Annotated in this window: 19 protein-coding genes; 18 read left to right on the forward strand and 1 reads right to left on the reverse strand. The window is 67.9% G+C overall.

The window, feature by feature from the left end:
- Positions 1 to 916 precede the first annotated feature (916 nt).
- From QSK05_RS06605 to QSK05_RS06675, 15 genes are all read left to right on the forward strand, one after another.
- Complete coding sequence (locus QSK05_RS06605) at positions 917 to 1,453, forward strand: hypothetical protein (RefSeq protein WP_285594930.1); 537 nt, start codon at positions 917 to 919, stop codon at positions 1,451 to 1,453.
- A gap of 12 nt (positions 1,454 to 1,465) precedes the next feature.
- Positions 1,466 to 3,754: a hypothetical protein gene (locus QSK05_RS06610; protein WP_285594932.1), complete on the forward strand. Its 2,289-nt coding sequence runs from the start codon at positions 1,466 to 1,468 to the stop codon at positions 3,752 to 3,754.
- A gap of 305 nt (positions 3,755 to 4,059) precedes the next feature.
- Complete coding sequence (locus QSK05_RS06615) at positions 4,060 to 4,491, forward strand: hypothetical protein (protein ID WP_285594934.1); 432 nt, start codon at positions 4,060 to 4,062, stop codon at positions 4,489 to 4,491.
- A complete protein-coding gene (locus QSK05_RS06620) occupies positions 4,488 to 6,182 on the forward strand; it encodes an alpha/beta hydrolase (protein ID WP_285594936.1) in 1,695 nt (564 codons plus the stop codon). The genes QSK05_RS06615 and QSK05_RS06620 overlap by 4 nt, the downstream gene beginning before the upstream one ends.
- A gap of 137 nt (positions 6,183 to 6,319) precedes the next feature.
- Complete coding sequence (locus QSK05_RS06625; RefSeq protein WP_285594938.1) at positions 6,320 to 6,781, forward strand: LppA family lipoprotein; 462 nt, start codon at positions 6,320 to 6,322, stop codon at positions 6,779 to 6,781.
- A gap of 61 nt (positions 6,782 to 6,842) precedes the next feature.
- Entirely contained in the window at positions 6,843 to 8,528 is a 1,686-nt protein-coding gene (locus QSK05_RS06630; RefSeq protein ID WP_285594940.1) for a right-handed parallel beta-helix repeat-containing protein, read from the forward strand.
- Complete coding sequence (locus tag QSK05_RS06635; protein WP_285594941.1) at positions 8,525 to 9,505, forward strand: hypothetical protein; 981 nt, start codon at positions 8,525 to 8,527, stop codon at positions 9,503 to 9,505. Before QSK05_RS06630 ends, QSK05_RS06635 begins: the two co-directional genes overlap by 4 nt.
- Before the next feature lie 70 nt (positions 9,506 to 9,575).
- Positions 9,576 to 11,216 carry an arginine--tRNA ligase gene (gene argS, locus QSK05_RS06640; RefSeq protein WP_285594942.1) on the forward strand — a complete coding sequence of 547 codons (1,641 nt, stop codon included), beginning with the start codon at positions 9,576 to 9,578 and terminating at the stop codon, positions 11,214 to 11,216.
- 31 nt (positions 11,217 to 11,247) lie between these two features.
- A complete protein-coding gene (gene lysA, locus QSK05_RS06645) occupies positions 11,248 to 12,675 on the forward strand; it encodes a diaminopimelate decarboxylase (RefSeq protein ID WP_285594943.1) in 1,428 nt (475 codons plus the stop codon).
- 97 nt (positions 12,676 to 12,772) lie between these two features.
- A complete protein-coding gene (locus QSK05_RS06650; RefSeq protein WP_285594944.1) occupies positions 12,773 to 13,078 on the forward strand; it encodes a helix-turn-helix domain-containing protein in 306 nt (101 codons plus the stop codon).
- Positions 13,079 to 13,195: 117 nt separating this feature from the next.
- A complete protein-coding gene (locus QSK05_RS06655) occupies positions 13,196 to 14,965 on the forward strand; it encodes a methylmalonyl-CoA mutase subunit beta (protein WP_285594946.1) in 1,770 nt (589 codons plus the stop codon).
- A 6-nt stretch (positions 14,966 to 14,971) separates the two neighbouring features.
- Positions 14,972 to 17,104 carry a methylmalonyl-CoA mutase gene (gene scpA / locus QSK05_RS06660; RefSeq protein WP_285594948.1) on the forward strand — a complete coding sequence of 711 codons (2,133 nt, stop codon included), beginning with the start codon at positions 14,972 to 14,974 and terminating at the stop codon, positions 17,102 to 17,104.
- A 10-nt stretch (positions 17,105 to 17,114) separates the two neighbouring features.
- A complete protein-coding gene (locus QSK05_RS06665; RefSeq protein WP_285594950.1) occupies positions 17,115 to 17,381 on the forward strand; it encodes a UBP-type zinc finger domain-containing protein in 267 nt (88 codons plus the stop codon).
- Positions 17,378 to 18,352, forward strand: coding sequence for a methylmalonyl Co-A mutase-associated GTPase MeaB (gene meaB, locus QSK05_RS06670; RefSeq protein WP_285594952.1), 975 nt, complete (start codon positions 17,378 to 17,380; stop codon positions 18,350 to 18,352). The genes QSK05_RS06665 and meaB overlap by 4 nt, the downstream gene beginning before the upstream one ends.
- Positions 18,353 to 18,441: 89 nt before the next feature.
- The gene (locus tag QSK05_RS06675; protein WP_285594953.1) at positions 18,442 to 19,911 is read left to right on the forward strand and encodes a sensor histidine kinase; all 1,470 of its coding nucleotides are present in this window, start codon (positions 18,442 to 18,444) and stop codon (positions 19,909 to 19,911) included.
- Here the strand turns inward: QSK05_RS06675 and QSK05_RS06680 are convergent, their stop codons facing one another.
- A complete protein-coding gene (locus QSK05_RS06680; RefSeq protein WP_285594957.1) occupies positions 19,912 to 20,589 on the reverse strand; it encodes a response regulator transcription factor in 678 nt (225 codons plus the stop codon).
- Positions 20,590 to 20,688: 99 nt separating this feature from the next.
- Between QSK05_RS06680 and QSK05_RS06685 the strand changes: the two genes are divergently transcribed.
- Genes QSK05_RS06685 through thrB form a run of 3 tightly spaced genes read left to right on the forward strand, consistent with a single transcriptional unit; the run spans position 20,689 to position 24,070 of the window.
- Positions 20,689 to 22,044 carry a homoserine dehydrogenase gene (locus QSK05_RS06685; protein WP_352300122.1) on the forward strand — a complete coding sequence of 452 codons (1,356 nt, stop codon included), beginning with the start codon at positions 20,689 to 20,691 and terminating at the stop codon, positions 22,042 to 22,044.
- Entirely contained in the window at positions 22,044 to 23,114 is a 1,071-nt protein-coding gene (gene thrC, locus QSK05_RS06690) for a threonine synthase (RefSeq protein ID WP_285594961.1), read from the forward strand. Before QSK05_RS06685 ends, thrC begins: the two co-directional genes overlap by 1 nt.
- Positions 23,114 to 24,070 (forward strand): homoserine kinase, encoded by a 957-nt coding sequence (gene thrB / locus QSK05_RS06695; RefSeq protein ID WP_285594963.1) that lies wholly within the window; start codon positions 23,114 to 23,116, stop codon positions 24,068 to 24,070. The genes thrC and thrB overlap by 1 nt, the downstream gene beginning before the upstream one ends.
- Positions 24,071 to 24,086 lie beyond the last annotated feature (16 nt).

Here is a 24,086-nt window from a genome sequence, read left to right on the forward strand (position 1 = left end):
GCGGGGCCTGTGGTGCGGTCACGACGTCCTGGGGGGAGAGTCATGAGAGCCAGGATTGAAGTCGGCTTGGGGCGGGGGCGATGTGCTTAGCTTCGATCGCGGAGATCGCCTGATGGTGTATCGCCGGGGAGCGGTTGCCGCGGTGGCGGCATCTGTGGTGCTGTGGGCTTCGGCGTGTGGGGGTTCGTCGGCGGGGGGAACCGAGGCGAGCGCGTCGAAGACCGCGATGGCTGTGCCTTCGGTTACAGGTTCGCCCTCGGCGACGTCACCCTCGTCGGTGGAGTCCGGTGGTGCGTCGCCGACGGTCACGGTTTTCGCTCGCACCAGTGCGCCGGCAGATGAGGTTCTTGCTGGTGCAAGCGCCGCGATACGAAGGACTCCACGTGACGTCATGTCGTCATTGGCAGGAGAGATTCTGCTGTTTACTTCGATGCGTGGGCCGGTGCAGTATGCCCGCGTCACGAAGTCGAGTGTCCTGACGGAGCGGATGAAATGGTTTACCGATAAGGAGTTGGAAGGGGTGACCTACCTTGTTGTGGTTCCGACGTGGGAGGAACGGAACAACAGGATGTCCTACTTCTTGATCACTGCTCGTGCGGCCACTGATCTTAGTAACATAAATTCCACCTCGCATCTGGTGCCTGCGGACCTGTCTTCCTTAGGGGATGTTCAGACGCTCACGCAAGCCGATATTGACTCTGTGTCTGACTGGCGACCGTTTATGGACAGACTGATAATGGTCTCTCATATACGGTGAAAGCTAATTTAATGTTTGTTCTCGCGGTGACTGATGAAGCCGAACGGGAATATTCATTGCATAAAAAATACAACAGTCGTTGTTGTCGGAGCCTGTTGATCGTGGCGATGATGAGTGAGCGACCGGAGGTCCGGTCGCAATTCCCTGGGAGGGATCGTTGTGGGTGGAAAAGTTGAGGTCGACCCGTCTTCGTTGACGGCGTTCGCGAAGACGGTGAATTCGCTGGCGGCGGATCATGCCGAAGCGGCTGGGACTCATCCGGAGGATCTCGAAACGTACACGAATGCTATGTTTGATGAGTCGCTCGGATTTCCTGAGGCGCGTACCTTTTCGAGTAGTCATGCAACGCTGGCTACCTCGGTCCAGCGAATGCTGACGGATGTTATCGCTGGTTTTGAGAGCTTGGGTAACGGCGCCGAATATTGTGCTTTCAGCTACACCAACAGTGACCAGCGTAATGCTGCAGCGCAACGGAAGCTTGACAGTGCTCTGGGGCCTGATCAAGCCAACGAACTGGATGCGCCGCGTAGCGTTTCTGAGGAAATTCTCATCCGTAAGGAAGAGAATTATATGAAGCAGTATCCGGGATTCGCGACTGAAGACTCCGGGTATGGCGATGACGGTTTCGAGCTCACGACTCGCAGCGGTAGGACTATCACCGTGGCGCCCGAACCGGGTACTCCTTCCGGTAATTGAGACGGGTAGAACATGCCAGATCAGGGTGATGACTGGGGCTTCAGGCTGGAGCAGCTGGCCAAGGACGATACCCAGAGGAAAGGTCAGTTCTACAGCAACTCCACCTCCGTGATGGGGATGGATTGGGGGCGAAAAGACTGGGCCTACTCGACAATCGAGCAGATCAAGTGGATGGCTGACTCTCAGAATTCAGCCACTCACTCCCAAGCGGCTACTACTTGGGGTCGCATCGTAGCCATGCTTGAGGGTATGAGGTCTGGATTGCGGGCGGCCGGAACTTCCATGCAAGAAGGATGGGATCCGTCGGTAACGCAGGCCGCTGCGAATTTCTTCAGTCACATTGGTGCCAGTGCTTGGTCATTGGATGACTGGATCACCTATGCCAAGGGTAACCAAGCTGCGCTGGAGAGTATTGCCAGCGAGGTTAATGAAGCAAAAAAGAACATCAATGCAATTTATAATAATTTTGAAAGGGAATATAATAATAAGGTAGTGGAAATTGGGCGAGCAAGCCCTCTTTTAGGCAATGCGTCGGATGATTCCGGTTCTGTCGATGGCCAGAAGGCGGTTGATGCGCTGAAGGTCGATTTGAATCAGATCATCGAAAATTACACGAAACAAGCAGCGGTTGTCATGAATGCGCTCGGTGATAGCTACATCACTAACGCATACCAGCTGGCTGAAGGTCGTAAGTATCAGGGCCCCACGACATCCAAGACCGCGCCCAACTCGTCTCCGAGTAATTCTTCCTCGAAGAACAACGCCCCGTCCGGTAGTGGCCCTGGCACCGGTAGGAAGAGTGATACCCCCAATCCCACCCGTGATAACAGTGGTACCGGCAAGGCCAAGGACGCGACCGATCCCGAAGGCAGGACCCCGAACCCCACGAATCGTCGTCGGCCGTCCACCGGCGATGGCGCTGATACGCCGAAGGGCGACCCGAAAGATACCGGTGACACGGGTGATACCGGTAATAAGGGCGGAACCGGCGGCACTGATGACACTGGTGGTACTGGTATTACCGGGGACTCGGGCGGTACGGGTGGAACCGGGGACGAGGGCGGAAGCGAGACACCTACAGCGGTTGTGGGTCAGCCTGCTCCGTCGGCGGAGACGGCGACCGGGGACCCTGCCGACGTCGGTAGCGGTTCGCCGACCGGTGATGGCACGGGTAACGCCACGGGTACTGGCAACAGTGTGCCGGTGGCTTCTCGCCCTACCGTCATTCGTGGTACTCCGGCGTCCACGGGAACTCCCGTCGGGTCCGGTGGAACGCCCACCAGCACTACTCCTACTACCCGTTTCGGTACCCCTGCCGGTTTGACCCCTGATGGTGGAGGTGCTGGTCGTCCGTCGGCCTTTCCGTCGAATCCGGCTGGTGGAGTGCCAGGTTCACCGATCGGCCGGGGCGCGGGTGGTAGCAGCGGATTCCCGGGTGGTCCTGGTGGGCGTTCGGGTCTTCCTGGTGGTGCTGGCATGCGTAACTCGTTGCTGGGTCGTCTGGGTGGAGGCGGCGGTGGTGGGACGTCGTCGTTCCCGTCGGGCGGTGGTGGTTCGCGGGGTGTCAATGGTCTGAGCGGTGGTGCTGGCGGTGGGACTCGCGGGATTTCCGGCGGTGGTGCTGGTAGTCGCGGTGTCCCGGGCGCTGGTGGTGTTGCGGGCCGGGGGATGTCGGGCTCGGGTGGTGGCCCGAGCGGTCGCGGTATGCCGGGGTCCCCGGGCCAGAACGGCAAGGGGCGGAACGGTATTAGTGCCGGCCGTAAGAATGGTCGGCGGCTCGAGGACGGCGAGGATGCGAAGAAGGGTCCGAGTTACCGCGAGGACAGCGCCGAGTATCTGGGTGACATGCCGGAGATGCCTCAGCAGTTGCTGGGTCCGGCGCGTCCGAAGGTGGAGCCCGGTCGTCGTACGGGGTTCAGTCTTGGCCGGCTGAGTAAGAAGCGCCGGGTTGAGGAAGAGCTTGAGGGGCGTCGGTCGCGGCCGCAGGTCGGGGATGAGCTGATCGTGATTCCGGCTGAGCGTAAGCCGGACCTGACCGGGCGGCGGGCGTTCGGGGGTCTTGAGATCGAGAAGGCTGCTCCGGTGGGTCTGCCTGACCTGTTGAAGGGTGGTCACGCGGCTCCCGAGGTTGTGGCGCCCGAAGGGGCTCGGCGTGGGGCCCGGCGGGGTGAGGGCATCGAGGCTGAGCAGTGGCAGGTCGATGTTCCCGACCGGATCGTCGCGGCGCAGGAAGAGGTGGCGCAGCACCGGGGACATGCCCTGGCGGCTGAGAACCGGCGACCCAGCACCCCTAGTTCGTAAAGCGCATGAGCAGTAGCAACCCCAGAACGATGACGGAGCAGCCGTAGACATGGCACGGATCCAGGTGGCGGCTCCCGGCCGCCGAAGTGGTTGTGCACACCACGATTGGTTACCTCCTGAGTGATGCCCCGGCAGACGCTGTTACCCAGCGGGCGAGAGATACCGAACTGATGCACCTGGCTTGGTCGCCTTCCGAGGAATGACCTTCGGGGAGAAACCACGGTGGGGTGTCGCCGGAAAGAGCCGGGAGCCGAGGGTAGCGCGGGCGATGCGGGTAGGACGAGTAGGCGGAGAGAGCGGGGCGCATGAGCGGGCACATCGAGGTAGCGGTGGAGGATCTGCGCTCCCGCGCGAGGGAGGCCGAGTCGGCCGCAAGCACCGTGGGCGGGCTCGATCCGGGGGTCGATCTCACGTTGGCCGCGCACGAGATTCCTGGTGCTGGCAGTGTGGGGGCTCTGAAGCAGGTCGCCACCAAGTGGGACAGTGACCTGCGGCTCTGGCGGGACACCATGCGCAGGTTCGGGGAAGGGCTGGACGCGGCCGCTGATGGCTACGAGAGCAGTGACGAGGCTGGCGCCGCCGCGTACGCCGCCCTGAGTCCGGAGTACGGCCTCGTGCCGGACAGTTCAGCCGTCATCGATCTGACCGGTCCGTCGGTTTCGCCGTCCGACCGCTCCGACCGCTCCGACCTTTCCGGCCTGGATCTTTCGGTGCTCCGTCGGGGCGGCGGCCAGTGAGTGCGGATTGGGCACAGGTCACCCTGTGGAGATCGGCGCCGCTCGATGAGCATGCGACGAGCTTGCTGGCGACCGAGGACACCCTCGTCCAACTCGGCGAAGACGTGTTCGGTCAGGCACTGGGAAACTGGACAGGGGCAACGGCCCTGCTCGCTGGTATGCAGCGAAACCTCTTGAAAGAGAGCCTGGAAGACAGGATCACTGAGGTCTCCGCGGTTCGCCGGGCCCTACAGGCTGCGTCGGACTCGGTGGCCGGAGTGGAGAGCGCTGTCCGGTCGGCGCAGGATTACGCCACGGACAACGGCCTGTGGATCGCTGGCGATGGAACGGTCAACGACGAGAAAGGATTGAGTTTAACTAGTTTCACCAGCGATGATGATGCCGAGGCGGCGCTGGCCGATCGCCAGGCGGTCGTGGACGAGTGCGCCGCCCGGGTCGAGGAAGCGGTTCGTCGGGCCCACTATGTCGACGCCGATCTGTTCGCTCTACTGAACGGTGAAGTGCTGAGCGGGAATCTGGCCCGGCGGGATGCCTCCGATTTCAAGGACGCGGAACGTGACGGTGCCGAGGCCGGCCGACTGGATCCGTACGGGCCACCTCAGGACAGCGCGACTCCGGCGCAGAACGCGGCCTGGTGGAACGGGCTCACGGAGAAAGAACAGAACGTGATCCGGGATGACCATCCGGAGTGGATCGCCAACCGTGACGGCCTGAGCGCGAAGCTGCGCAATGAGGCGAACGCCGTGCTTCTTAAGCGGTACACCAAGTACTACACGGATGAACTCGACCGACTGGGAGCCGAGTTCGATGCCGATCCCACGGTGGAGACAAGCCAGAAGTACGTGTGGATCCGTGATGAGGTTCTGCCGGCGCTGAACAAACTGAACGAGATCACGGCACCGAAGATTGATGACATGGGAAGAACCGTTGCTACGGATCGTCAGCTCCTCGGTCTGACGATTGTGCCCGGTGAGCGAGTCCAGGCCGTTGTTGCGGTGGGCGATGTTGATACAGCTGACAAGGTAGCGGTTTTCACGCCAGGCTTCACTACTACTGTTGCCAAGCTGGGAAATTACGTCAACAAGATGACCGACCTGAAGGTACGCGCCGAGGACATGGGAAGCTTGAATAACGGTGTGGGTAAGTCACCTACGGTTGCTACCGTCACCTGGCTCGACTATCAGGCTCCGCAGTGGAGCACAGTGGCCTCGAACAATTCTGTGCTGTCGGCGCGCACTGCGGTCGCGGCGGGTAGCGACCTGGCCGACTTCTATCAAGGCATCAATGCCTCGCGATCCGACGACCCCCATCTTGTGGGGTTGGGACACTCGTACGGTTCGGCCGTGACGGGCGCGGCGCTGACCAAGGAGAGTGGAGTGGATGCTGCGGTGGTGTTCGGGTCGCCCGGACTGCCTATCAATACGGTCGACGAGCTCAAGCTCCATGGCACGCTCTACAACGAGCAGGCCGACGGTGACAGGCTCGTCGGGAACTCCGGGGCTACGGGATTCGATCCGGACCGGATACCCGGCACCGTTCAGCTCGCCACCGGTGCCAGCACCAGTCTGAAAGGAGAGCCGTTGAGCGCGTCGCACGGGCACAGCGAATACCTGGACGATAGGACCACCAGCCAGAACAACCTCGCAGCTGTGATCATGGAGATGCGAGATGAGCTGGTGGCCAGGGAATGAGCCAGGATCGGCTTGACAGAAGCGGCGAACGGGCCCCCGGCAGCTGGCGACGCCCGAGCGCCTGCGCCGTGGTCGCGTTCATCATGGCCGGATTATCGGTGGCTGGATGTGGATCGAACGGGAAAGGAAAAATGGCCATGGATCCGCTGGAGACGTTACGGGCGCGGCCTTCGTACGCGCAGTCCGGTGCCGACTATCGGGCCCTGCTGGGTGAGATTCGCGACGTACTCTCCACCGTTGAACCGAGCATCTTGTGGGAGGAGGAGGGAGCACGCCAGATCAGCACAGGTTCGTGCGGCGATCCGTTCAGCGATGTGTCGGGCGCTTGGGACGCGAACTACGGCCTGGGTACCGGTCGGGGCGGGATCTCAGCCGATCGCTGGGCCGAAGTCAGGGATCGGGTGGTCGCGGTAGCTACCCAGTACGGTTTCACCCAGGTCACTCTGGACAAGCATGACACCGCTGTGCTCACTCTGGTCATCGCCGGGAAATGGGACGACACCCTGGAGCTACGGAGCGAGGGCAATACCCGGGTCTCCGTCTTCGGCGGATGCTTCCTCCAGGACGATTCCACGGGGACGGCGACTACTTCGCCCTAGTCTTGGCCGGTAAGCCAGGGAAAGCGCGCACATCAGGGCAGGAAACGGAGCAGCGGCAGACATGGCACGGACGATCCAGGTGGCCCCCGGCCGGCGTGGTGCCTACACCACGATCGGTGACGCTCTGAGTGATGCCCCGACGGACGCGGTCATCGAGGTGGCCGAGGGCACCTACCGGGAAGCGCTGCATCTGAGCGGCAAGACCGTGACCATCCGCCCGCTGCCCGACGGCGGTCCGGTCGTCATCGACGCCGACGGGGCGCCGCATCCGGCGATCAGCTGCCGCGACGGTGGGGTGCAGCTGGAAGGGCTGACGCTGCGGGGTGGTGAGGGGGCCGCCCTCTCGGCGGAGCGTTCGCAGGTGCGCGTCGAGCGTTGCACGCTCAGTTCGCGTCAGGCGGCCGGGGTGAGCATCAACGGCGGACGCGTCGACCTGCGTAAGTGCACGGTCGAGAACGCGTTGTTCGGGTTGCTGATCGAGGACGCGGACGGCTCGGTCACCGATTGCACGATCACCGACATCGCGGAAGACGGTGTGCTGGTGCGGATCGGCGCCGCTCCGGTGATCCGCGCGACGACGGTGAGTGGTTGCGGCAGCCGCGGCATCTACGTTTACCAGTTCGCCCGCCCGACGATCGAGGGCTGCGAGATCTCCGGCACCGGCGGTGAGGGCATCTCGGTGGCCTACCGCAGCGAGCCGACCCTGCGCCGCTGCAAGGTGCACGACACCCAGGGCCCGGGCATCGCCTTCGGCAAGGGCTGCGGCGGCCTGGTGGAGGAGTGCTCGCTGGAGAACACCGGCAGTCCCGCCCTGGACATCGACGAGGACGCCCATCCGGTCGTCCGCGAGCGCGCCGAGGGGATGTCCGGCGTCGGGGGCGGCTACGGCGACTCCGGAGAGTCCGACGAGGGCGTGGAGAAGCTGCTCGCCGAGCTCGACACCATGGTCGGGCTGACCGAGGTGAAGGCCGAGGTGCGGGGCCTGATCGACGAGCTCCAGGTGAACGAGTGGCGCCGCAGTGCAGGGCTTTCCGTCGCGGCGGGCAGTAATAACCTGATCTTCACCGGTGCCCCCGGTACCGGTAAGACGACCGTGGCGCGGATTTACGGAAAGCTGCTCGGTGCCCTGAAGGTGCTGCCGGGTGGTGGTTTCCGGGAGGTCAGCCGGCGCGACCTGGTGGGGCAGTACCTGGGGCACACCGCCGAGAAGACCGCCTCGGTGTTCGACGCGGCGATGGGAGGCGTACTCTTCATCGACGAGGCGTACACCCTGTCCCGATCGGCCGGCAGTAACGACTTCGGCCAGGAGTCGATCGACACCCTGGTCAAGCTGATGGAAGACCATCGCCACGAGATCGCCGTGATCGTGGCCGGTTACACCAAGGAGATGGCCGACTTCCTGGATGCCAACCCCGGTCTGGCGTCCCGGTTCTCGAAAGCCGTGGAGTTCACCAACTATGCCCCTGACGATCTGCTGCTGATCATGGAACGCATCACCGCGTCCGGTGACTACCAGCTCACCCCGGGTACCCAGCCGCTGCTGCACCGCTACTTCGCCGGGCTCTCGCACGACCCCAACTTCGGTAACGCCCGTGAGGCCCGCAAGCTCTTCGAGAGCATGCGCAAGGCGCAGGCCCAGCGCCTGCGCCGGGCCACCGTGCGGCCTACGCTCGACGACCTGCGTTCGCTGAACGAGCAGGACCTGTTCGACGTGATCGGCGCCGTCGACGGGGCGGGCCCCCGATGAGCGAGCACGAGGGCAACGGCCACGCCCTTCGCCGGCCCCGCCCGGCCGAGGCCGAGGTGGAGGTCACCGGCCAGCCGGAGACCACCGTGGTGGCCCGCGGGGCCACCCAGGAGGAGGGACGCGCCTCCGCCCAGCGGGTCAGTCAGGCGGTCGCCGAGCAACTGATCGAGGCCGGCCGGCGCGGCATCCCGAGTGCCGTTCCCGACCTGCCGCAACCGACCAGCCGGGCCGAACTACGGGACCGCCCGAACGACGCCCGCCGGCGCCGGGGACCCGGGTCCCGCGTCCACCGTTTACGCGTGGACTGGCACGACGCCACCCCGGCCGCCCTCACCGGGCTCACCCGGCGGATCGCGCCCACCGGTGTCCTGATCGGTCGGGGTACCGACGGCACCCAGATGCGGGCCTCGCTGTTCCGGTCCACACCGGCTCGCATGATCGTCATCGGACGGCACCGGCTGGGCCGTCTCCTGCTGCTGCGGGCCGCGGCGGCGGGTGCCCGTCCGGTCGTACTGGCCGATGCCCTCGGTGCTTGGGAGGAGTTCGCCGCCCGGCTGGGGCAGACCGGGACCGGCACGACCGTGCTGCCGGCCGAGGCCCCTTTCCTGATGGGTGGGTCGGGTACGGAGCCGCTGTTCGTGCTGCACTCGGCCGACGAGGACCCGGCGACCGCCTACGAGGAGATGTCCGAGGAAGGCTGGCGCTGCGACGCGGTGCTCACGCCCCGGGTCGGCCCCGAGGTGCTCACCGCCCTGCGTCTGGGTGGGTTGCTGGTCACCGGGCGCCTCACTGCGGACGACGCGGCGCGGTTGTGCGCCACCCGTCTGGTGGGCGAGCTGACCCCCGAGGTGCTGACCAGCTTGTCCGAAGACACGGTGGCCGTGGTCGCCGACGGCCGGGCGCGGATGATGCGGGTGGAGGAGTCCCCAGGTGAGGAGGCCCTGCTCGGTCTGCCCTGGCACGGTAACCGGCGCTGATGAAGGCCATGGTCCGGGCACCGTTTAATGCCTGCGAGTTCCACCTCCACCAGCGGATACCCTTGACCGCGTGACTCCCGACGAACTGTCCTCCGCGATCCGGGCGTGCCTGGAGGCCGCCGTCGCTGCCGGTGAACTGACCGTCAGCGTCCCCGACGAGATCCGCGTGGAGCGACCGAGGCAGCGCGAGCACGGCGACTGGTCCACCAACATCGCCCTGCAGCTCGCCAAGCCGGCCGGCAAGCCGCCGCGGGCGGTCGCCGAGCTGCTGTCGGCCCGTCTGGTCGACCTGCCGGGCGTGAAGAGCGTCGACATCGCCGGGCCGGGCTTCCTCAACATCGTGGTCGACACCGCCTCGGCGGCCGAGCTGGTGCGCACCATCGTCAGCACCGGCACCGCCTACGGGCAGAACCAGCAGCTCGCCGGCACCGTGCTGAACCTGGAGTTCGTCTCGGCCAATCCCACCGGCCCGCTACACATCGGCCACACCCGGTGGGCGGCCCTCGGTGACGCCCTGGCCCGCGTCCTCACGGCCAGCGGCGCCCAGGTCACCCGCGAGTACTACGTGAACGACGCCGGCGCCCAGATGGACCGTTTCGGCGGCTCGATCCTGGCCCGGCTGCGGGGCACCGACATCCCCGAGGGCGGCTACCACGGTGAGTACGTCGCCGAGCTCGCCGCCAAGGTGCGCGAGCAGCGTCCCGATGTCGACGACCTGCCCGAGGCCGAGGCCCTGATCGTCGCGCGGGAGGTCGGCTATGCCATTCAGCTGGCCGAGAACCGGCAGACGCTGAGTGATTTCGGTGTCGAGTTCGACGTCTGGTTCTCCGAGCGCACGCTGCACGAGTCCGGTGCCGTCGAGCAGGCCGTCGCGCGGCTGCGCGAGCAGGGCCACGTCGACGACCGTGACGGCGCCGTCTGGCTGCGCACCACCGACTTCGGCGACGACAAAGACCGGGTACTGATCAAGGCCGACGGTGAGAAGACCTATTTCGCGGCCGACGCCGCCTACTGGCTGTCGGTGCGTGACCGGGGTTTCCCGAAGAAGATCTACATGCTCGGTGCCGACCACCACGGCTATGTGCAGCGGCTCAAGGCGATCGCGGCCTGTGCCGGCGACGACCCGGAGACCTCGCTCGAGGTGCTGATCGGTCAGCTGGTCAGTGTGGGCGGCGCCCGGCTGAGCAAGCGGGCCGGCAACATCATCGAGCTGAAAGACCTGGTCGACTGGCTGGGCGCCGACGCCGTGCGCTACAGCCTGGCTCGTTACCCGGCCGACTCCCCGCTCACGCTCGACGGTGAGGTCCTGCAGAAGAAGACGAACGACAACCCGGTCTTCTACGTGCAGTACGCCCACGCCCGGCTCTGCTCGCTGGCCAACCAGGCCCGGGAGCACGGCGTGGACCGCTCGGTGTTCGAGCCGTCGCTGCTCGACCACGCCACCGAGAACGCCCTGATCGCCGCGCTCGCCCAGTTCCCGGCGATCGTGGCGCAGTCGGCCGAATTGCGTGAACCGCACCGGGTGGCGCGGCATCTCGAGGTCGTGGCCGGCGCGTTCCACAAGTGGTACGACGAATGCCGGGTCACGCCGCGTGGCGACGACCCGGTGGAAGACGTGCACCGCACCCGGCTCTGGCTGGCCGAGGCCAGCAAGCAGGTGCTGGCCAACGGTCTGAACCTGCTGGGCGTGAGCGCGCCCGAGCGAATGTGAACCATCAGACGTGAGGAAGAGCGGAAGCATCATGGGTGCGCATGAGGCGGGCGAGCTGCACAGCCCTGGGTACGGCGGCGTGGCGACGGTTCCGGCCTGGCTGAGGCCGCCGGACGACGTCAACGACCTGCAGGAGGGGCTGTGGTCCCAGACCGTCCACCGGGCGGACGACGGCGCGCTGAAGATCGGCGGTGTGAGCGTCGCCGATCTGGCGGCCGAGTTCGGAACGCCGGCCTTCGTGCTCGACGAGGTCGACTTCCGCGCTCGCGCAACGGGTTTCCGTGATGCTTTCGCCTCGGCCTTCGCCGGGGTCGGCGGTGCGGACGTCTACTACGCGGGCAAGGCATTCCTCTGCACGGCGGTCGCCCGCTGGATCGCGGAAGACGGCCTCTTCCTTGACACCTGCTCCGGCGGTGAACTTGCCGTCGCGCTCCGGGCCGGTGTGCCGGGCGAGCGGATCGCCCTGCACGGCAACAACAAACTCGAGAGTGAGATCGACCGGGCGGTCGCGGCCGGCGTCGGCCGCATCGTCATCGACTCGATGATCGAGATCGACCGCGTCGCCGAGGCCGCGGCCCGGCACGGCGTGGTGCAGCCGGTCTTCGTACGGGTCACGGTCGGCGTCGAGGCCCACACCCACGAATACGTCTCGACCGCGCACGAAGACCAGAAGTTCGGTCTCTCCCTCGCGGGTGGTGTCGCGGCCGAGGCGATCGCGAAGGTCCTGAACACCCCGTCGCTGCGCCTGCTCGGCCTGCACAGCCACATCGGGTCGCAGATCTTCGACACGCAGGGCTTCGAGGTAGCCGCGCGCCGCCTGCTCGGCCTGCACGCCTCGGTGGAGAAAGACCACGGCGTGGTGCTGCCCGAGATCGACCTGGGCGGTGGCTTCGGCATCGCCTACACCAGCCAGCACGACCCGCTCGAGCCCAAGGCCCTGGCCGACCAGCTCGCCGAGCTCGTCATCCGCGAGTGCCGGGGCCTGGGCATCGCGGTGCCGCGGGTCTCGATCGAGCCGGGCCGGGCGATCGCCGGTCCCAGCACGTTCACGCTCTACCGGGTCGGCACGCTGAAAGACGTCACGATCGATCACGGCGGTGTGCGCCGCTACGTGTCGGTGGACGGCGGCATGAGCGACAACATCCGCACCGCGCTCTACGACGCCGACTACTCGTGCACCCTGGCCTCCCGCACGTCCGACGCCACGGCTGCGCTCTGCCGCGTGGTGGGCAAGCACTGCGAGAGCGGCGACATCGTGGTGCGCGACGAGTTCCTGCCCGGCGATGTCGCCCCCGGCGACCTGCTCGCCGTCCCGGCCACCGGCGCCTACTGCCGCAGCATGGCCAGCCAGTACAACCACGTCCCCCGCCCGCCGGTGATCGCCGTGCGTGACGGCAAGGCCCGTGTCATCGTGCGCCGGGAAACTGAAGACGACCTGCTCGCCCTGGACGTCGGCTGACAGTTGGTGCGTAGTGGTCAGTAGTGGTCAGTAAGGGGACGGCGCCGAGCATGCATCGAGCTCGGTGCCGTCTTCCTTTTGCCCCGATACTGAGTCGATGAGCCGAACCCCCGCCGGGGTACCCCGGGCGATGCGCAGGCTGGGTACCGACCTGGCCACGTGGCGGCGGATCCGGCGGCTGACGGTCGAGGAGTTGTCGCAGCGTTCGGGGGTCGGGATCGCGACGATCACCCGCCTCGAGGGGGGTCAGGGGGCACCGCTGGAACACGTGATGCGCGTGGCGGCGGCGCTCGGGGTCGGGGAGGTGCTGGCCACAGCTCTCACACCGCGCAACGTTCTGGCGCGCAGCACTCCGGTGACGTCCCGGAATCCTCCGGCCCCTAAGGTGCCCCCTAAAGCCTGACGTTTCGCCACGTTGCGGCAAAAAGCCTGGTGGGCGGGGTTGTCAGCCCCTATTTCTGTGGCGTAGTTCAAGTTCGGGCCCTGTGCTTGAGGGCCCGGCCTTCCTAAGCTGAGGCCCATGGACGATCTGTCGCTCGCCGCGCTGTTCGATCCGGCCGAGCGCGCCGCCTGGCTGAAGCTGGTGGCCTCGGCCCTGGTCAAGGCCGGCCGGATGACGCCCGATCAAGACCCGGCCGAGGCAGAACGTCTGCTCACCAGCTTCACCTATGACGGCATCGGGGTGCGCCCCCTCTACACGCAGGACGACGCGATCGGTGACGACGTGGTCGGGGTGCCGGGCCGCGCGCCCTTCACCCGGGGCACCCGGATCTCCCCGGCGGACGGCTGGGACGTGCGCCAACTTCACCTCGACCCCGACCCGGCGGTCACCCACGAGGCGGTGATGGCCGATCTGGAGAACGGCGTCACCTCGCTCTGGCTGGCCGGAATGCCGCCGGGCAGTCTGAAGCAGGTGCTCGACGGGGTCCTGCTCGACCTGGCACCGGTGGTGCTCGACGCGGGTACCGGCACGCTTGAGGCTGCGGACGAGTTCCTGGCGCTTCTCGGAGACGTCCAGCCGGCCGGCGGAAATCTCGGTGCCGACCCGATCGGCCTGCGGGCGCGGCTCGGGAACTCCTACGAGCCCGATCTGGCCGAACTCGCCGCTCTGGCCCGGCGCTCACCGGTGCCGGTCGCCACGGTGGACGCCACGGTCTATCACGACGCGGGGGCGAGCGACGCCCAGGAACTGGGCGCCTCCCTGGCCACCGGGGTGGCCTACCTGCGGGCCCTGACCGATGCCGGGCTGGATCTCGCGCAGGCCTTCGACCAGCTCGAGTTCCGCTACGCGGCGAACGCCGACCAGTTCCTGGTGATCGCCAAACTTCGCGCTGCACGCCGACTCTGGTCACGCGTTGCCGAGGTCTGCGGAGCCGTGGAAGCAACCGGCCAACGTCAGCACGCCGTCACCTCGTCGGCCATGATGACCCGCCGCGACCCCTGGGTGAACCTGCTGCGCACCACCCTGGCCGCGTTCGGCGCCGGGGTCGGCGGGGCCGGAGCGGTGACCGTGCAGCCGTTCGACGCCGCGATCGGTCTGCCCGACGCGTTCTCCCGGCGCATCGCCCGCAACACCTCCTCGCTGCTGGTCATGGAGTCGCACCTGGCCCGGGTCACCGACCCGGCCGGGGGCTCCTGGTACGTCGAGCAGCTCACCGCCGAGCTGGCGCAGTCGGCGTGGGACGAGTTCACGGCCCTGGAACGGGAGGGCGGGATGCTCGCAGCGCTCGGGAAGGGCCGGTTCGCGGCGGAGATCGGCGAGGTCTGGCAGCGGCGGGCGCAGAACCTGGCCCTGCGGAAAGACCCGCTGACCGGGGTGAGCGAGTTCCCCCACCTCGGCGAGCCCGAGGTCGTCCGTAAACCCTTGCCGAAGAGGCCCGGCGGTGGGCTGCCCGTACACCGCTACGCGCAGGAGTACGAGGCGCTGCGCGACGCGGCGGGCGACGCCAAGGTCTTCATCGCCACCATCGGCCCGGTGGCCGTGCACACCGCCCGGGCCTCCTTCGCCGCCAACCTCTTCCAGGCCGGTGGCCTCCAGACTCCTACGGGGGAGGGAGCCCAGGGTTTTCGGGAGAGCGGTGCCACCGTCGCCTGCCTGGCCTCCAGTGACAAGTTCTACGCCGAGCACGCCGAAAGAGTCGTGAAGGAACTGAAAGAAGCCGGGGCGCAATACGTCCTGCTCGCCGGGAAACCGGCGGACCACGTGGGTGCCGACGCGTACGTGTTCGCCGGGGTGGATGCCCTGGCCGTGCTGCGCGACGTGCACCGGCGCATCGGGATCGGGAGCTGAGCCGACATGATCGTCCCCCATTTCGCGGACGTCCCCCTGGGAGAACCGCGACCGGACGGCCCTCACGAACCCGGCGGACCGCTCTGGCGGACCCCCGAGGGCATCGACGTGAAGAACTTCTACACGCAGGAAGATCTGAAAAACCTTGACTTCCTGAGCACCTACCCCGGGATCGCGCCCTACCTTCGAGGGCCGTACCCGGCGATGTACGTGACGCAGCCGTGGACGGTGCGGCAGTATGCCGGATTCTCCACCGCGTCCGAGTCGAACGCGTTCTACCGGCGCAATCTCGCGGCGGGCCAGAAGGGCCTGAGCGTGGCCTTCGACCTGCCCACCCACCGCGGCTACGACTCCGACAACCCGCGGGTGCTGGGGGATGTCGGGATGGCCGGGGTGGCGATCGATTCGATCCTGGACATGCGCCAGCTGTTCGACGGCATTCCGCTGGACAAGATGAGCGTGTCGATGACGATGAACGGCGCGGTACTGCCGGTGCTGGCGCTCTACGTGGTGGCGGCGCAGGAACAGGGCGTGGCCCCGGCGCAACTGACCGGCACCATCCAGAACGACATCCTCAAAGAGTTCATGGTGCGCAACACCTACATCTACCCGCCGGCCCCGTCGATGCAGATCATCAGCGACATCTTCAGCTACACCTCGGCGAACATGCCCAAGTTCAACTCCATCTCGATCTCCGGCTATCACATCCAGGAGGCCGGGGCGACGGCCGATCTGGAGCTGGCCTACACGCTGGCCGACGGGGTGGAGTACCTGCGGGCGGGCACCGCGGCGGGCCTGGACATCGATGCGTTCGCGCCCCGGCTGTCGTTCTTCTGGGCCATCGGCATGAACTTCTTCATGGAGGTGGCCAAACTCAGGGCAGCCCGGTTGCTCTGGGCGCGGCTCGTAAGGCAGTTCAACCCCCAGAGCGCCAAGTCGCTGAGCCTGCGCACCCATTCCCAGACCAGTGGCTGGTCGCTGACCGCCCAGGACGTGTACAACAACGTCGTCCGTACGTGCATCGAGGCGATGGCGGCCACCCAGGGGCACACCCAGTCGCTGCACACCAACGCGCTGGACGAGGCGCTGGCGCTGCCCACCGAGTTCTCCGCCCGGATCGCCCGCAACACCCAGCTGCTGTTGCAGCAGGAGTCGGGCACCACGCGGGTGGCCGACCCCTGGGGCGGCAGCGCCTACGTCGAGAAGCTCACCTACGACCTGGCCCGCCAGGCCTGGCAGCACATCGAGGAGGTCGAGAAGGCCGGGGGGATGGCCCGGGCGATCGACGAGGGCATCCCGAAGCTGCGGATCGAGGAGGCCGCGGCCCGTACCCAGGCCCGCATCGACTCCGGGCGTCAGCCGGTGATCGGGGTGAACACCTTCCGGCCGGCGGCCGACGAGCCGATCGACGTGCGGGCGGTGGACAACGCCCAGGTGCGGGCCGAACAGTTCGAGAAGCTGCGCCGGCTGCGGGAGGAGCGCGATTCCGGGGTGACCACGGCGGCTCTGGACGCCCTCACGAACGCGGCCTCGCAAACGTCCACAAGCAATCTTCTCGACCTGGCCATCCAGGCGGCCCGGGCGAAGGCCACGGTCGGTGAGATCTCCGACGCGCTGGAGAAGGTCTACGGGCGCCACACCGGCCAGATCCGTACGATCTCGGGGGTGTACCGGGACGAGGCGGCCGGGGCCGGCAACGTGGACGCGGTGCGCGCGGCGACCGCGCAGTTCGAGCTGGCCGAAGGCCGTCGCCCCCGGATCCTGGTGGCGAAAATGGGTCAGGACGGCCATGACCGGGGCCAGAAGGTGATTGCTTCGGCGTTCGCCGACCTGGGCTTCGACGTGGATGTCGGCCCGCTGTTCCAGACCCCGGAAGAAGTGGCGCGCCAGGCTGTTGAGGCCGACGTGCACATCGTCGGCGTCTCCTCGCTGGCGGCGGGACATCTGACTCTGGTGCCGGCGTTGCGCGAGCAGCTGGAGGCGATGGGCCGGGCCGACATCCTCATCGTCTGCGGCGGGGTGATCCCGCCGGGCGACTACGACCGGCTGTACGCCGACGGCGCCACGGCCATTTTCGGGCCGGGCACCGTGATCGCCGACGCGGCCCTCGACCTGCTCACGACCCTGGCCGAGAACTAAAGTGCTCGGCATGGCTGACGTATGCACTCATCTCGACACGATCCACGACGTCACCCCCAGTGCCGCCGGCTGTGAGGACTGCCTGAAGTCCGGCGGCACCTGGGTCCACCTGCGCCTGTGCCGCGAGTGCGGCCACATGGGTTGCTGTGACTCCTCACCCTCGAAGCACGCGACCGCGCACTTCCACTCCACCGAGCACCCGATCGTGCAGTCCGCCGAGCCCGGTGAGGACTGGCTCTGGTGCTTCCGTGACGAAGTGGCCTTCGAGCTGGGATGAGGCCACCTTTCGATCCGGAGGAGGCGGCGCGGCACGTCCGCGCCGGGTCGCGGGCCTGGATCGCCCGCGCGATCACCCTGGTCGAGTCCACCCGGCCCGACCACCGGCGTCTGGCCCAGCACCTCCTGTCGTTGCTGGCACAGGACGCACCTCCCACCATCCGGGTGGGCGTCACGGGGGTGCCGGGGGCGGGTAAGTCGACGTTGATCGATGCTCTCGGAGGCCGGCTCCTCGATGCCGGGCACGCGGTCGCGGTGCTCGCGGTCGATCCGTCGTCGTCGCGTCACGGTGGCAGCATCCTCGGTGACAAGACCCGGATGCCCCGGCTGGCAACCGATCCGAAGGCTTTCGTGCGTCCCTCGCCGAGCGCGGGCACCCTGGGTGGGGTGGCCCGGTCGACCCGTGAGGCGATGGTCGTGCTGGAGGCGGCCGGGTACGACGTGATCATCGTCGAGACGGTCGGCGTGGGGCAGTCCGAGACCACCGTGGCCCAGATGGTCGACACGTTCCTGCTGCTCACCCTGGCCCGTTCCGGGGATCAGTTGCAGGGCATCAAGAAGGGCGTGCTCGAGCTGGCCGACGTGATCGCGGTGAACAAGGCCGACGGTCCGCACCAGGCCGAGGCGTGGCGGGCCGCCCGGGAACTCAGCGGGGCGCTGCATCTTCTCGGAACCGGCGACGAGACCCCGGTTCTCACTTGCTCGGCCCAGGAGGGCACCGGGCTGGACGAGGTGTGGGCCCAGGTGCTCAAACACCGGTCGGAGCTGGGCGAGGAGCTGCAGGCCCGGCGTCGGCAGCAGCTCATCGGCTGGACCTGGTCGATGGTGCGCGACACCCTGATCGACCAGTTGCGCGAGTCGCCCGCCGTGCGCGAGCTCACCCCCGTCGTCGAGGGGCAGGTGCTGGCCGGTGAGCTCACCCCCTCGGCCGCTGCCGAGCAGATCCTGCGGGCTCTCAAGAGCCAGAATTGAGGACGAGGCTGAGCCCGGGTCTTTCGGGTCAGCTTTCCCACAACCGTTCTCTCACCTTCGTCACAGCCAGTACCTGTGAGAATGCGGGTATGAGCACCGAGCACGGCTGGCGGTTCGACGCCGCGGCGGCCCCGCACCGGCTCCTGCCCTCGGTCCGGGCCCGGTCCACGGTCTCGGCCGTGCTGGTGGTCGGGCTGGGCCTGACGCTGGCGGGTGGGCTGATCTTCTACGTGCTGCAGCGCAGTCTGATCGGCGGGCTGAACCGGGCGGCGGACGCGCGGGTCAGCGAGGTCGCCGGGCAGCTGGAGCTGATCGGCGAGGGAGACCTGGACACCCAGCTGAAGAAGGAGCAGAACCAGCGCGACGGCCAGTGGGTACAGGTGCTCCGGGGGGATGCGGTGGTGTCGGCCTCCACCTGGGACTCCGACCAGGGGCCGATCACCGGTCTGCGGCCGCAGGTCGGGCAGACGATCCGGGAGGAGGCCGGGCTGCTCAAGATTCTCGACACCACCCGGCCGTTCCTCGTGGTCACGCGCGGGGTGGACTACGACGGCAACACCGACACGATCATCGTGGCCACGTTCTACTCCGGTCAGCGCGACACCGTGCTCAAGATGCTGCTGGTCCTCGGGGTCTCGTTCCCGTTGCTGCTGGCCGCTCTCGGGGCGCTGGTCTGGGTGATGCTCGGGCGGGCGCTGCGGCCGGTGGAGGAGATCCGCGCGCGGGTGGCGCGGGTCGACGAGCGGGACCTGGACGACCGGGTGCCCGTGCCGCCGACGCGCGACGAGATCGCCCGGCTGGCGGTCACGATGAACGAGATGCTCGACCGTCTCCAGGCGGCGCAGAAGGCCCAGCGGCAGTTCGTCTCCGACGCCAGTCACGAGCTGCGCAGCCCTCTGGCCACCCTCTCGGCCACGCTCGAGGTGGTCGATTCCGACGTCAGTGGCCGGGCCTGGGCCGAACTGCGGCCGGTGCTGCAGAACGAGACCGAGCGGATGGGCGTGCTGGTGCAGAACCTGCTACTGCTGGCCCGGGCCGACGACCAGGGCCTGAAGATCGTGTCGGTCGAGGTGGACCTGGACGACCTGGTGATGGAGGAGGCCCGGCGTCTGCGGTCCTCGTCCTCGTTGGAGGTGCCGCTCTCGGTGGTGCCGGTGCGCATCCTCGGCGACCCGTACAAGCTCGGCCAGGTGCTGCGGAACCTCGTCGACAACGCCACCCGGTACGCGCAGTCCACGGTCGCGCTGACCGTCACGACGGCCGGGACGACGGCGCTGATCATGGTGGACGACGACGGCCCGGGGATCGCTCCGGGCGACCGGGACCGGGTGTTCGAGCGTTTCGTGCGGCTGGACGAGAGCCGCGACCGGGCCAGTGGGGGAGCGGGTCTGGGACTGCCGATCGTGCGCGAGGTGGTGCGCGGCCATCACGGTGACATCGCGGTCGGCGTCTCGCCCTACGGCGGCGCCCGGTTCCAGGTGCAGCTGCCGATCACGATCGACCAGGCCGCCGGGCTGCTGCCCGGTGAGACCGGCGAGATCCCCGTACTGGGCTCCTGATCAGCCACCGGTGGTCGAAAGGCGATAGCCCATGCCGCGGACCGTCTCGATGGCGCGGCGCTCGAACGGGGCGTCGATCTTCCGGCGCAGATACCGCACGTAGACCTCGACCACGTTCGGGTCACCCTCGAAGGCCGGGTCCCAGACTCCCTCCAGGATCTCGCTCTTCGTGACGACGTCGCCCTTGTGCCGCATCAGGAACTCGAGCAGGCCGTACTCGCGCGGCGTCAGGCTGATCTCCTGGCCCGCCCGCTCGACACGCCGTCGGACCGGGTCGAGCGTCAGGTCGCCACAGGCCAGCACCACCGGGCGTTCCGGGGCGCCGCGCCGGATCAGCGCGCGCAAACGGGCCACGAGCACGATGAAACTGAAGGGTTTGGTCAGGTAGTCGTCGGCCCCGAGGTCGAATGCGTCGGTCTGGTCGTAATCGCCGTCTTTCGCGGTGAGCATCAGCACCGGCGTCCAGATCTCGCGGCGCCGCAGCTCGGTGAGCACCTGATAACCGTTGCCCCGCGGCAGCATGATGTCCAGAACGATGGCGTCAAAACGCTTTTCGGTCGCAGCCCAGAGAGCGTCCTGCCCGTTGTGGGCCATCTCGACCACGAAACCCTCATCAGTGAGCCCACGCCGGATCGTCTCAGCCAGTGGACGTTCGTCATCGACGATCAGTACCCGCACGGTTCTCCTTAGTCAGACCTGCAAAGATACTTGCCAGGACGATGGCCGAGCGGGTGAACTCAGCAGGTTCTCAGGTCGCAGATGGGCCGTCATTCTCACATGTCGAGACAAAACACGAGTCAGGGAGTCACGGTGGAGCCGCTGAAGGTTGCGCTGCTGGGTAGCGGGTCGGTGGGCACGCAGGTTGCCCGCCTCCTGACGGCGCATGCGCAGGAGCTGGCCCTGCGGGTCGGTGCGCCTCTCGAACTGATCGGGATCGCCGTGCGCCGGCTGGGGGTGGACCGGGGGGCGGGTATCGACCCGGGCCTGTTCACGACCGACGCGCCCGAGCTGGTCAAGCGCGCCGATCTGGTGATCGAGCTGATCGGCGGCATCGAGCCCGCCCGCACGCTGATCCTCGACGCCCTGGCCTCCGGCGCGTCCGTGGTCACGGGCAACAAGTCGCTGCTGGCCGAGCACGGCCCGGAGCTGTACGAGGCCGCCGACGCCGGTGGTGTGGAGCTGTACTACGAGGCCGCGGTGGCCGGGGCGATCCCGTTGCTGCGCCCGATCCGGGAGTCGCTGGCCGGTGACCGGGTGCAGCGTGTGCTCGGCATCGTCAACGGCACCACGAACTACGTGCTCGACAAGATGGACACCGCCGGTCTGGACTTCGCCGACGCGGTGGCCCAGGCCCAGGCGCTGGGTTACGCCGAGGCCGACCCGACCGCCGACGTCGAGGGGTACGACGCCGCCGCCAAGGCCGCGATCCTCGCCTCGCTGGCGTTCCACACCCGGGTCTCGGCCGACGACGTGCACCGCGAGGGCATCTCCGGTGTCACCGCCGCCGACGTCGCCTCGGCCAAGGCCATCGGGGCCGTGGTCAAGCTGCTGGCCATTTGCGAGCGCGTGGTCGCCGCCGACGGCAGCGAGGGTGTGTCGGTGCGCGTGCATCCGGCGATGGTCCCGGCCTCGCACCCGCTGGCCAGTGTGCGGGAGGCGTTCAACGCCGTGTTCGTCGAGGCCGAGGCCGCGGGCGAGCTGATGTTCTACGGCCGGGGCGCCGGTGGTCTGCCCACCGCGAGCGCCGTGCTCGGCGACCTGGTCTCCGCCGCCCGTAACCGGGTGGGGGGCAGCCGGGGTCCGGGGGAGTCGACCTACGCCCAGCTGCCGTTGCGCCCGATGGGCGAGGTGGTGACCCGCTACCACATCAGTCTGGACGTGGCCGACCGTCCCGGTGTTCTCGCGCATGTCGCGAAAGTTATTGCCGATCACGGGGTCTCGATCGAGACCGTGCGGCAGCAGCAGTTCCCGGAGCCGGAGGGCGCCGGGGAGGAGAAGCCGGACCGGGCGTCGCTGGTGGTGGTCACCCACTCCGCGACCGACGCGGCACTGGAAGCAACGGTCTCGGCGCTGGCCGGGCTGGACATCGTGACAGCCGTGGTCGGCGTCATGCGGGTCGAGGGTGAGGACTGATGGCACATCTGTGGCGCGGCGTCGTCGATGAGTACCGGGACCGGCTCCCGATTCTGGGTGACGCCCCGGCGGTGACCCTGGGCGAGGGGGGCACGCCGCTGGTGCGGGCCCACAAGCTCTCCGAGCACACCGGGTGCGAGGTCTGGCTGAAGTGCGAGGGCGTCAACCCCACCGGCTCGTTCAAGGACCGCGGGATGACGGCCGCGATGACGGCGGCAGCCGCGGCCGGAGCCAAGGTCGTCGTGTGCGCCTCCACGGGCAACACCTCGGCGAGTGCCGCCGCCTACGCCACCGCGGCCGGGATGAAGTGCGCCGTGCTGGTGCCGGACGGCAAGATCGCGATGGGCAAGCTGGCCCAGGCGATCGCCCACGGCGCCGAGCTGCTGCAGGTCGACGGCAACTTCGACGACTGCCTGACGGTGGCCCGCAAGCTGGCCGACGCGTACCCGGTCGAACTGGTGAATTCGGTGAACCCGGCCCGTATCGAGGGGCAGAAGACCGCCGCGTTCGAGATCGTCGACGTGCTCGGCGACGCCCCGGACATCCACTGCCTGCCCGTCGGCAACGCCGGCAACATCACCGCCTACTGGCGTGGCTACACGGAGTACGAGGCCGACGGCCCGGCTTCGAAGACCCCGAAGATGTGGGGTTTCCAGGCCGCCGGGGCCGCGCCGATCGTGCTCGGTCACCCGGTCGACCACCCGGAGACCGTGGCGACCGCGATCCGGATCGGCAACCCCGCGTCCTGGCAGCAGGCCGTCCAGGCCCGCGACGACTCGGGCGGGCGGATCGACGCGGTCGACGACCCGGCCATCCTGGCCGCGCACCGCTGGCTGTCCTCGAAGGAGGGCGTCTTCGTCGAGCCCGGGTCGGCTGCCTCGGTCGCCGGTCTGCTGCAGGTGCACGCCGCCGGTGAGCTCGAGCCGGGTCAGCGGGTGGTCTGCGCGGTCACCGGGCACGGGCTGAAAGACCCGCAGTGGGCCCTGAAGAACGCCGACGGCGACGACGTGCAGCCGACCCGGATCCAGGTCGACGTGGTCAGCATCGCCTCGGCGCTCGGGCTCGGCTGATGTCGCTCGATTCCGCCCCGGTGGCCGGCCGGGGGCTGCTGGCCCACCGCCGCGCCACCGTGCGCGTGCCCGCCACCAGCGCCAATCTCGGCCCCGGCTTCGACAGCATGGGCCTGGCGCTGGCGCTCCACGACGTCGTCACCCTCAGCCCGGCCGCGTCCGGGCTGGAGGTGACGGTCGAGGGGGAGGGGGCCGGCGGCGTGCCCCTGACGGAGGACCACCTGGTCGTCCGGGCCGTCCGCGCCGGTTTCGACCACGCCGGGGTACCGCAGCCGGGTATTCGCCTTCACTGCGCCAACTCGATCCCGCACGGCCGGGGCCTGGGCTCGTCCGCCGCCGCGGTGGTGGCCGGTCTGGTCGCCGCCCGTGGCTGTCTGGCCGAGCCGGAGGCCCTGGACGACGCCACGGTGCTCGCCCTGGCCACGTCGCTCGAGGGGCACCCGGACAACGCCGCGGCCGCGCTGCTGGGCGGCTGCACGATCTCCTGGCTGTCGCCGAGCGGCGTCCCGCGCGCCGAACGGGTCGAGGTCCGGGCCGATCTCGACCCGGTGGTTTGCGTGCCGTCCGGCGAGCTGTCCACCAACACCGCGCGGGCGATGCTGCCTGCGCTCGTCCCGCACCCGGACGCGTCGTTCAACGCCGGGCGGGCCGCACTGCTGGTGCACGCCCTGACCCGGCGCCCCGATCTTCTGCTCGAGGCCACCGAAGATCGTCTGCACCAGGCGCAGCGGGCGCCCGCCATGCCGGAGACCGCCGAGCTCGTCCACCGGGTGCGTGAGCTCGGTGCGGCCGCCGTCGTCTCGGGGGCCGGCCCGTCCGTGCTCGTCCTGGGGGTCCGGGGCGAGGCGATCGACGCTGTGAATTCTGCCCTCGGCGGCCCGACCGCACACCGCTGGACCGTGCTGCGACCGGGAATCGATACGGTGGGATCGATTCTCGCTACAGAAGGTGAATGATCCGTCCGAGTAGTCT

The organism is Kineosporia sp. NBRC 101731, assembly GCF_030269305.1.
GTDB lineage: Bacteria > Actinomycetota > Actinomycetes > Actinomycetales > Kineosporiaceae > Kineosporia.

Bases quoted from the DNA above. Each gene is read 5' to 3' on its own strand.
- thrB (WP_285594963.1), top strand. From the start codon at position 23,114: ATGTCGCTCGATTCCGCCCCGGTGGCCGGCCGGGGGCTGCTGGCCCAC.
- lysA (WP_285594943.1), top strand. From the start codon at position 11,248: ATGGGTGCGCATGAGGCGGGCGAGCTGCACAGCCCTGGGTACGGCGGC.
- scpA (WP_285594948.1), top strand. From the start codon at position 14,972: ATGATCGTCCCCCATTTCGCGGACGTCCCCCTGGGAGAACCGCGACCG.
- QSK05_RS06610 (WP_285594932.1), top strand. From the start codon at position 1,466: ATGCCAGATCAGGGTGATGACTGGGGCTTCAGGCTGGAGCAGCTGGCC.
- meaB (WP_285594952.1), top strand. From the start codon at position 17,378: ATGAGGCCACCTTTCGATCCGGAGGAGGCGGCGCGGCACGTCCGCGCC.
- QSK05_RS06650 (WP_285594944.1), top strand. From the start codon at position 12,773: ATGAGCCGAACCCCCGCCGGGGTACCCCGGGCGATGCGCAGGCTGGGT.
- QSK05_RS06685 (WP_352300122.1), top strand. From the start codon at position 20,689: ATGTCGAGACAAAACACGAGTCAGGGAGTCACGGTGGAGCCGCTGAAG.
- QSK05_RS06665 (WP_285594950.1), top strand. From the start codon at position 17,115: ATGGCTGACGTATGCACTCATCTCGACACGATCCACGACGTCACCCCC.
- QSK05_RS06625 (WP_285594938.1), top strand. From the start codon at position 6,320: ATGGATCCGCTGGAGACGTTACGGGCGCGGCCTTCGTACGCGCAGTCC.
- QSK05_RS06615 (WP_285594934.1), top strand. From the start codon at position 4,060: ATGAGCGGGCACATCGAGGTAGCGGTGGAGGATCTGCGCTCCCGCGCG.
- QSK05_RS06630 (WP_285594940.1), top strand. From the start codon at position 6,843: ATGGCACGGACGATCCAGGTGGCCCCCGGCCGGCGTGGTGCCTACACC.
- QSK05_RS06635 (WP_285594941.1), top strand. From the start codon at position 8,525: ATGAGCGAGCACGAGGGCAACGGCCACGCCCTTCGCCGGCCCCGCCCG.
- QSK05_RS06675 (WP_285594953.1), top strand. From the start codon at position 18,442: ATGAGCACCGAGCACGGCTGGCGGTTCGACGCCGCGGCGGCCCCGCAC.
- QSK05_RS06655 (WP_285594946.1), top strand. From the start codon at position 13,196: ATGGACGATCTGTCGCTCGCCGCGCTGTTCGATCCGGCCGAGCGCGCC.
- thrC (WP_285594961.1), top strand. From the start codon at position 22,044: ATGGCACATCTGTGGCGCGGCGTCGTCGATGAGTACCGGGACCGGCTC.